At 65.1% G+C, this 8965-nt stretch carries 6 protein-coding genes; 2 read left to right on the top strand and 4 right to left on the bottom strand.

The window, feature by feature from the left end; translation table 11 throughout:
- The 3 genes from KH616_RS16650 to KH616_RS16660 form a co-directional block, all read right to left on the bottom strand.
- Positions 1-780 (bottom strand): aldehyde dehydrogenase family protein (locus KH616_RS16650; RefSeq protein ID WP_292248288.1); only part of this gene is annotated, 780 nt, incomplete at its 3' end.
- 270 nt (positions 781-1050) lie between these two features.
- Entirely contained in the window at positions 1051-4005 is a 2955-nt protein-coding gene (locus KH616_RS16655; RefSeq protein ID WP_292248291.1) for an FAD-binding and (Fe-S)-binding domain-containing protein, read from the bottom strand.
- The gene (locus tag KH616_RS16660) at positions 4002-5036 is read right to left on the bottom strand and encodes a DUF1338 domain-containing protein (RefSeq protein ID WP_292248303.1); all 1035 of its coding nucleotides are present in this window, start codon (positions 5034-5036) and stop codon (positions 4002-4004) included. The genes KH616_RS16655 and KH616_RS16660 overlap by 4 nt, the downstream gene beginning before the upstream one ends.
- 225 nt (positions 5037-5261) lie before the next feature.
- Between KH616_RS16660 and KH616_RS16665 the strand changes: the two genes are divergently transcribed.
- Together KH616_RS16665 and bfr are read left to right on the top strand one after the other, a co-directional pair.
- Complete coding sequence (locus KH616_RS16665; RefSeq protein WP_292248294.1) at positions 5262-6179, top strand: LysR family transcriptional regulator; 918 nt, start codon at positions 5262-5264, stop codon at positions 6177-6179.
- Between the two features lie 290 nt (positions 6180-6469).
- Positions 6470-6946 (top strand): bacterioferritin, encoded by a 477-nt coding sequence (gene bfr / locus KH616_RS16670; RefSeq protein WP_292248297.1) that lies wholly within the window; start codon positions 6470-6472, stop codon positions 6944-6946.
- Between the two features lie 57 nt (positions 6947-7003).
- Here bfr and KH616_RS16675 read toward each other — a convergent pair.
- On the bottom strand, positions 7004-8965 hold a 1962-nt coding region (locus tag KH616_RS16675; protein ID WP_292248300.1), incomplete at its 5' end, for a TonB-dependent siderophore receptor.

Consider the following 8965-nt stretch of genomic DNA (forward strand, 5'->3'; position numbering starts at 1 on the left):
GATGCCCGCATTGTTGCCGCCGAGTTCGAGCAGCGAGCGGCCGAAACGGCGCGCGACCTCGATGCCCACCGCGCGGCCCATTTCGGTGCTGCCGGTCGCGCTGACAATGCTCGAGCGCGGATCGGCAACCAGCTTCTCGCCGATTTCGCGGCCGCCGTTGACGAGCGCGGTGAGGCCTTCGGGCGCATCGCCGAATGTCTTCAGCACGTCCTGCAGGATTCGGTCGACCGCCAGCGCGGTCAGCGGCGTTTTCTCCGACGGCTTCCAGATCACGGCGTTGCCGCACACGAGCGCAAGCGCTGCGTTCCACGACCAGACCGCTGCCGGAAAATTGAATGCGGAGATGACCGTGCACACGCCCATCGGATGCCACGTTTCGGCCATCCGGTGGCCCGGGCGCTCGGATGCGATCGTCAGGCCGTACAGCTGACGCGACAGGCCGACCGCGAAATCGCAGATGTCGATCATTTCCTGCACTTCGCCGAGGCCTTCCTGCAGGATCTTGCCGGTCTCGAGCGTGATCAGGCTGCCGAGCGCACGCTTTTGCTCGCGCAGCCGGTTGCCGAGCAGGCGCACCAGTTCGCCGCGGCGCGGCGCCGGCACGTCGCGCCAGACCGCATACGCCGACTGCGCGCGTTCGAGCGCCGCATCGGCCTGCGCGACGGTATGGCTCGCGACGCGGCCAATCAGTTCGCCGTCGATCGGCGAATGAACCGGAATGTCGCCGGACTGGGCGAGATGGGCGATGCCGAGTTCGGCGAGGATGTCGGATGCTTTCACGTTGGAACCTTCTGTATCGCGAATACGAAATGGACGGGTTCGGAATCCGGCTGGACGCGTCGTCGGCCCGTTGCGCCGCACGCGGCATCGACGCGGCTGCGAGCAGGTCGCGGCTCCGTCTCCGGGAAGCCTTTCACCGCCGAAGAATTGAACCGATTGTGGGTAGCCAATACAGACGCGGCAAACGAAATATCGGAACTAGGTGGTGCGCTTTTGTCATCAAGTGCGGTCGGCGATGCGGGCACGCGCGACGCGCCGCCCGCATCGCTGTCACGACCGTTCGTCGAGCGCGCGCTTCGCCAGCTGTGCGATATGCAGCGGCGTCCTGCCCGCGCCCTGCTCGATCTGCTCGCGGCAACTGAAGCCGTTGGTCACGACGATCGCGTCGGCGCTCGCCTGCCGCACGAGCGGCAGCAGCGTGCCCTCGCCGATCTTCATCGACAGGTCGTAGTGCTCCTCGCTGAACCCGAACGATCCGGCCATCCCACAGCATCCGGTATCGAGCAGCGACCAGCGCACGCCGAGCTTGTCGAGCAGCGCCGTCTCGCCCTGCATCCCGAACAGCGATTTCTGATGGCAATGCCCGTGGACGATCACGTCCGCATCGAGCCGCGGCCACGCAAAATCGACCTGCGCGAGGAAATCGGAGAACAGGAAGGTCTGGGCGGCAAGACGTTTCGCGAGCGGCTCGTCCGGCAACTGCTTGAGCAACTCGTCCTTGAATACCGACAAACAGCCCGGCTCCAGCCCGATCACCGGCACGCCCGCTTCGATCTCGCCCGCGAGTTCGTCCACCGCGGTGCGCAACAGCGCGCGCGCCTCGTCCAGCATGCCGTAGTCGTACAGCGGCCGGCCGCAGCACAGGCGCTTGTTCGGCAATGTGACATCGAAGCCGAGTGCGGACAGCACGTCGACGGCCGCCATCGCGATGTCCGGCGAGAAATGCTCGTTGAATGTATCAACCCAGAGCATCACGCGTTTCGGCGCGGTCACCCCTGAGACAGCCTTCCGCGGAACCGGCGACGCCCCCTTGCGCAACCCGACGCCGCGCCGTTTCGCCATCGTCCGGAACGGTCGCGGCGCGAACGCCGGCAGCGTCCGTGCCTGCGCGACGCCCGCGAGCCACTTGCCGATACGCGCCAAGGGCGGGGTCGAGGTCATAAAATTCGTCAACCATGGAAAACGACTCGCCAGCGGCGCCCATTGCCCGATCCTCCCCATGAACATCGCCTGCCGCGGCCGGCGACGCGTTTCGTAATAGTGCGACAGGAATTCCGCCTTGTACGACGCCATGTCGGTATGCGTCGGGCAGTCCGACTTGCAACCCTTGCACGCGAGGCACGTATCAATCGCTTCCTTGACCTCGGTGCTGTTCCAGCCGTCCCGGATCACGTCGCCCTGCAACATTTCCCAGAACAGGTGCGCGCGGCCGCGGGTCGAGCACTTCTCCTCGCGCGTCGCGCGATAGCTCGGACACATCGTGCCGCCTTCGAGCGACCGGCACTTGCCCATGCCGATGCAGCGCTCGATCGCGCGCTGCATCCCGTCACCTTCCGGGCTCGTGAACGTGAGCTTCGTCTGCAGCGTCACCGGCTTGTACGCGGGGCCCAGACGCAGGTTCTCGTCGGCGCGGTACGCGTTGACGACCTTGCCCGGATTCAGGCGGTTCGCCGGATCCCAGATCGCCTTGAATTCGGCCATCGCCTGCATCAGCTCGGGCCCGTACATGATCGGCAGAAACTCGGCCTTGGCCTGTCCGTCGCCGTGCTCGCCCGACAGCGAACCGCCGAAATCGACCACCAGTTGCGCGGCTTCGCGCAGGAAACCGCGCCACACCTGCACGCCTTCCGCACTGCGCAGATCGAACGTGATCCGCGCATGCACGCAGCCGTCGCCGAAGTGGCCGTACAGGCAGGTCTCGTAGCCGTAGCGATCGACGAGCGCCTGGAACGCGCGCAGATAGTCGCCGAGCCGTAGCGGATCGACGGCCGCATCCTCCCATCCGGCGATCGGATCAGGTTTCGACGGATCGACCGACAGCGCAACCGCCGATGCGCCCGTTTCACGAATCGACCAGATCTTCTGCTGCTTCGCCTTGTCCTCGACGACGAAGCCGCTCACGTGCGCCCCCGCGCCGCCGCCATGGAAATACGCTTCGGCCTCGCGCGCCTGTGCGGTCGCGTCCTCAACGGTATCCGCGCCGAACTCCAGCACGACCCACGCGTCGCCCGGCGGCAGCAGCGCAATTTCATCCCGCTTCAGTCCGCGTTCCTGCAAGCCGCGAATGATCGCGCGATCGAGACCTTCGATCGCGATCGGCGCGAAACGGTTGAAGTGCGGCACGGCGTCGGCCGCCGTGAAGATATCCGCGAAGCCGAGCACCAGCAGTACACGGCATGCGGGACTGTGCACGAGACGCACCTGGGCCTGCAGCGTGACCGCGCACGTGCCCTCGGTGCCGACCAGCGCACGCGCCACGTTGAAGCCGTTCTCGGGCAGCAGTTGATCGAGATTGAAACCCGACACGCGCCGCTTGATCTGCGGAAACTCACGGCGGATGCGATCCGCATAACGGTCGCGCAGGTCGCGCAGCCGGCGGTAGATCTCGCCGCGCCGGCCGCCTGCGGCGATGATCGCGTCGAGTTCGTGCTCCGGCGTCGGGCCGACCCAGAAGCGGGCGCCATCGTAGGTGAGGATTTCGAGCGCCTCGACGTTCTCGACGGTCTTGCCCGCCATCACCGAATGCGCACCGCATGCGTTGTTCGCGATCATGCCGCCGAGCGTGCAGCGGCTGTGCGTGGCCGGATCCGGTGCGAACGTGAGGCCATGCGCCTCCGCCGCGTCGCGCAGCGTATCGCAGACGACACCCGGCTCGACGATCGCGCGCTGTGCGACCGGATCGATCGACACGACACGATTGAAGTACTTGCTGGTGTCCGCGACGACCGCGACGTTGACGCCCTGCCCGTTCTGGGACGTGCCGCCGCCCCGCGTCAGGAACGGCACGTCGAAGCGCCGGCACACCCCGAGCGCCGCGACGATATCGTCCGCATCGGCCGGCACGACGACGCCCAGCGGCACCTGCCGGTAATTCGACGCGTCGGACGCATAGAGCGCCTTCGAGCCCGCATCGAAACGCACCTCGCCGCGCACCGCGGTGCGCAGGTCGGCCTCGAGCGTGTCGAGCAGCGCCTGCCCGAGTTCAACCGGCGTGGCGCGCTTCACGATGACTGAGCGGCGTTCGCGGTCATCTTGAAGATGCCTTGCGCATTGCCGGCATCGAAGCGCAGGTCGGTCACCCAGCGGCGCGCGGTCTGGTCGAACGTGCGCTTGCGCGTGATGAATTCGTAGAACGAGCCGGGCACATGACGCTTGACGATGCCGCCGTCACGGGTCCTGAAGTCGCGTTCGACGACATCCGCGCGATACGCGGTCTGGAACACGCGGCCCGAGCGCGAGCGTTCGACCTCCGGCTTCATCGGCCGTCCCTTCGCCTTCTCGTCGTCGGACAGCTTGAACACGTCGGCGACGCGATCGGTCGCGTGATTGAACGCATTGCCTTCGGTCGCGATCCAGGCCATTTCCGCCGATTCGAGCAGCAGCGTCTCGTAGTCGAGTTCGTTCGGCACGTCGTGCTGGCGCGCGAACGCACCGACGATCTCCGGCAGCAGCGCGTGCGCGGCATCGAGCGGCAGCCATCCTTCGCGTTCGATGTCCCACAGCAGCGCGACGGCGGCGGGCGTCAGCGGATCGCGCGACGAACCGATCACGTTCGTCACCGCCTGCTGGAATTCCTTCGAGAAGCGCTCGGGGTGCAGCTCGCTGACGAAGAACTGCGCGATTTCGTCGGGCGCATCCTCGTGCGCGTAGGCGCGGCCCGTCATGCCGAGCTTGTCGAGCGGATAACGGCCGTTCAGGCGAAAGCCGAGCGGACGCAGAATGCGCGTGAAGGCCGCCTCGCCCGGCGGCAGCGCGCCGCTGTGCGGCCAGCGCACGGTGCGCAACGCGCCATGATCGAAATGGACGGAGCCGCCGTTTTCGATCGCGTCCGCCGTATAGGCGCGTCCGTTCGGCGAGCGCTCGAGCAACCCTTCGAACAGCGCCATGTTCATGGCCTGGGTGATCTCCGCGCGCGTCACGACGCCGGCTTCCCACTCCTGCAGGACCGCCGGCATGTTCAGCGTCGTAAACAGGGCATCGGTCTTCGCCTGCCCCAGCAGTTTCGACAACAAGCTCTCGATATTCGGATTGCGCATCATGTATCTCGTCAGGGGACCGGGCCGGCAGACGATGCCGGCGATTCGCCGGCCGGCCGTCGCATCGACGCCCGGCCTTGTCTGGCACGCATTATTCAAACGGTTGCAGGCGGGCGTAAAGCGAGATTAAATTGACACGTAATGAGTTTTTGGAACGACTGAGCGGGAACGGCCGGTGCGTGCGTCATGAGCCGGCGCCGCCATTCGTCAGGCAAATCGACTTTTATGCGCAAATTCAAGATTCCGAACATGGGCGCGCTCGTGGCATTCGAGGCCGCCGCACGCCATGAAAGCTTCACGCACGCAGCCAGGGAACTGTTCCTGACCGAAAGCGCCGTCTCGCGGCAGATCGCGACACTCGAATCGAGCCTCGGCGTGCGGCTGTTTGCGCGCGTGAAGCAGCGCGTGGTGCTGACGCGCGCCGGCAAGCTGTACGGCACGCAGGTGCGGCGCGCACTCGAAACGCTCGATCGCGACACGCTGTCGATCATCGCGCACGGCAGCGGCGGCGGTTATCTCGAACTGGCCGTGCTGCCGACGTTCGCATCGCACTGGCTGATCCCGCGCATCAAGACCTTCTACGACCAGTCGCCCGACGTGCGCGTCAACATGGGGATTCGCACCGACATGTTCTCGTTCGAGGACACGCACTTCGAAGCGGCGATCCACTACGGCAAGCCGACGTGGCCCGGCACATCGGCGGATTACCTGTTCGGCGAGGAAGTGGTGCCGATCTGTTCGCCGATGCTGCTCGACAGGCCGGTGACGCACCCACAGGATCTGCTCGCGTATCCGCTCCTGCACTCGACGACGCGGCCCGGCGCATGGAGCCAATGGTTCGAGTCGCGCGGCGTCGAGGACAACCGGGCGATGCAGGGCGTGCGCTACGAACTGCACACGATGCTGTTCAGCGCGGCTGCCGCCGGCCTCGGCATCGCGCTCGTGCCGAAGTTCTTCGTCGAAGGGCAACTGCAGCAGCTCGGGCTCGTCGTGCCGTTCGACGCAGCGTCCACGGCGGATTCCGGGTACTACCTCGTGTATCCGACGGAATTCAGCCATAGCAAGCCGCTGGAACTGTTCAGGAGCTGGCTGCTCGAGCAGGCCAGCGTCTACGCGTCGCCGGAAAAGAGCGAGGAGGCGTGACGCGTCGCGACGATCGCGCGCAGATCGCCCACGTCGTGCATCGAAGCGCCGCTTCCCGATGCACGGCGCGATGAATTCGCTCCGTCGGAATACGACTGATTATCGTTCTCCATCTGTACTCGAATCACCGCGCGCGTCACGCACGAATCGCGCCGGGACGGATTGCGGCCCGCGCCATGCCCGCGGCGCCGGCTCCCGCACATTTCCGATTGCAGTCCAAAGCGTCACTGACTATCGTTGAAAGCGATCCGAAGTGGCGTACGCGAATACGATCGATTGGGAGAACCGCGATGAAAGGCGACCAGAAAGTCATCGGCTACCTGAATGCGCAGCTCAAGAACGAACTGACGGCGATCAACCAGTATTTCCTTCATGCCCGCATGTATCGTCACTGGCAGCTCGACAAGCTCGGCAAGCATGAATACGACGAATCCATCGGCGAGATGAAGCACGCGGATGCGCTCATCGAACGCATCTTCATGCTCGACGGCCTGCCGAATCTGCAGGATCTGCACAAGCTGCTCGTCGGCGAGCATACGGAAGAGATCCTCGAATGCGACCTGAAGCTCGAACGCGGCTCCCAGGTCACCTGCAAGGAAGCGATCGCGTACTGCGAATCGGTGCAGGATTACGCGTCGCGTGAAATCCTCGAGCACATTCTCTGCGATACCGAAGAACACATCGACTGGCTCGAAACGCAGCTCGAACTGCTCAAGAAGGTCGGTATCGAGAATTATCTGCAGTCGGCGATGTCGTCGCTCGACTGACGGCCGGCGGCGCCGCACGCGGCTGTCCGCGAGCGCGCCGCCGTCACGCACTTCGTTTTACATGTGCCACTTGACCGTCGCGGTCAGCGTGCGCGGTGCGCCCGGCATGTTGTACAGGTCCGCGTTGCCGTGCGCGGAGATGAAGTAGCGGCGGTCGAACACGTTGTCGAGCGTCAGCGTCACATCGACCTTCTTGCTGCGATAGCCCGCGCCAAGATTGAAGACCGTAAACGACGGCAGCGTGACGAGATCGCTCGCGGATGCATAGCGCGCCGACTGGAACTGCGCACCGGCCGCCGCATAGAAGCCGTACGGCAGTTCGCGCTTGAGCCACAGGCTCGCGCTGTGGCGCGGCATCAGCCCCGGCGTATTGCTGGACAGCGTCAGCCCGGCCGCCGTCGATTGCGGCGAGCCGTCGACCGTGCCGGTCATATACGCATAGCCGGCATACACCGACCACTTCGGCGCGATCTCGCCGGTAAAGCCCAGTTCCATGCCGCGCACGTGCTGCGTGCCGATCGGCAATGCATAGCCCGGATGTGCCGGGTCGCCGATCTGCTGGTTCGTCTGGCGCATGTCGAACAGCGCGACGTTAGCCATCGCCTTGCCGCCCAGATCGAACTTCGAACCGATTTCATAGGCGGTCGTTTTCTGCGGTGCGAGCGCCGCACCGTTCGCGAACGCGCCGGAACTGATCAGCGTGTCGGCGAGCGGCGAGAACGACTGGCTGAACGAGCCGTACAGCGTCAGCCAGTCGAGCGGTTCGTAGATCAGGCCGACGCGCGGGCTCCACTGATGATCGGCGCGATCGAGGTTCACGTTCGACGACGTGTAATCGTGACGGATCTGGTTCAGATAGTCGAAACGCAGGCCCGCCAGCACTTTCCAGTGTTCGTTCAGCGAGATCAGATCCTGCGTGTAGACGCCGACGAGCCCGACGACCGTCGACGCATTCGTGCGCGCGCGCGTGCCGGCCGGCACGCCGGGCAGGTTCACGAGCTGCGGATGGTAGAGATCATAGGTCGCGACCTTCGACACGTTGTAGATCGTGTCGAATTTCTGCTGCTGCGACAGTTCGAGGCCGTACAGCAACTCGTGACGCATCCCGAACAGCGTCGTCTTCTGCGTCAGCTCGAACAGGCCGTCGATGCCGTGATCGGTCCGCTGGCGCGTCGCCTGGTCGAGCGTCACCGTCGGGTGCGCGGCCGTCCTGATCGGCTCGAACGTCACGTAGTTCTTCCGCTCGAGCGAGAAGTCGTACGCGCGAATCGCGCCGTGGAACGACAGTGAATCGCTGAAGCGGTGATCGAGCGACACCGTCGCGCTTTTCGCCGAGATGTCGTTGTACGAGGTGTTCGCGGCGTCGGCAGAACCGAAGTACGTGTTGATCGGCACGTTGACCGGCCGGCCCTGATAGGCGGGCACGCCCTGATCGGACGTGCGCCGGTCGTGCAGGTAATCGAATTCGACATTGAGCACCGTGTCGGCGCTCAGCTTGAATTGCGCGGACGGCGCGATCGCCTGGCGATTCAGCTGGAACTGGTCGCGAAAGCTGTTCGAGTTTTCGGCCGCACCGGTGATGCGAAAGCGCGCCGCATCGTTAGCGTTCCAGCCGAGATCGAATTCGCCGCGCCGCTCGCCGTGCGTGCCCAGCGTCACGCCGACGTCGCGCACCGGGTTCGCCAGCGGCCGCTTCAGCACGCGGTTGACGATGCCGCCCGCCGAGCCGCGCCCGTACAGCACCGCCGCCGGCCCCTTCAGCACCTCGACGCGCTCGACGTTCGACAGATCGCGGTAATAAAGCGCGTCGTCGCGAATGCCGTCCACGTACTGGTCCGTGATGCTGTTGAAGCCGCGGATCGTGATCTGGTCGCGCTGCCCATCTCCGAGCGAGAAGCCGACGCCCGGCACGTTGCGCAGTGCATCCTGCATCGACGTCGCGTTCTGATCCTCGATCACCGAATGAGGCACGACGTTCACCGTCTGCGGGACATCCATCAGCGACATGTCGGTTTTGGT

It is taken from the genome of Burkholderia sp. (assembly GCF_018375725.1).
In the GTDB taxonomy this organism is placed as follows: Bacteria; Pseudomonadota; Gammaproteobacteria; order Burkholderiales; family Burkholderiaceae; genus Burkholderia.

Coding starts and splice junctions, on each gene's coding strand:
- KH616_RS16660 (WP_292248303.1), bottom strand. CDS start 5,036: ATGCGCAATCCGAATATCGAGAGCTTGTTGTCGAAACTGCTGGGGCAG.
- KH616_RS16665 (WP_292248294.1), top strand. CDS start 5,262: ATGCGCAAATTCAAGATTCCGAACATGGGCGCGCTCGTGGCATTCGAG.
- bfr (WP_292248297.1), top strand. CDS start 6,470: ATGAAAGGCGACCAGAAAGTCATCGGCTACCTGAATGCGCAGCTCAAG.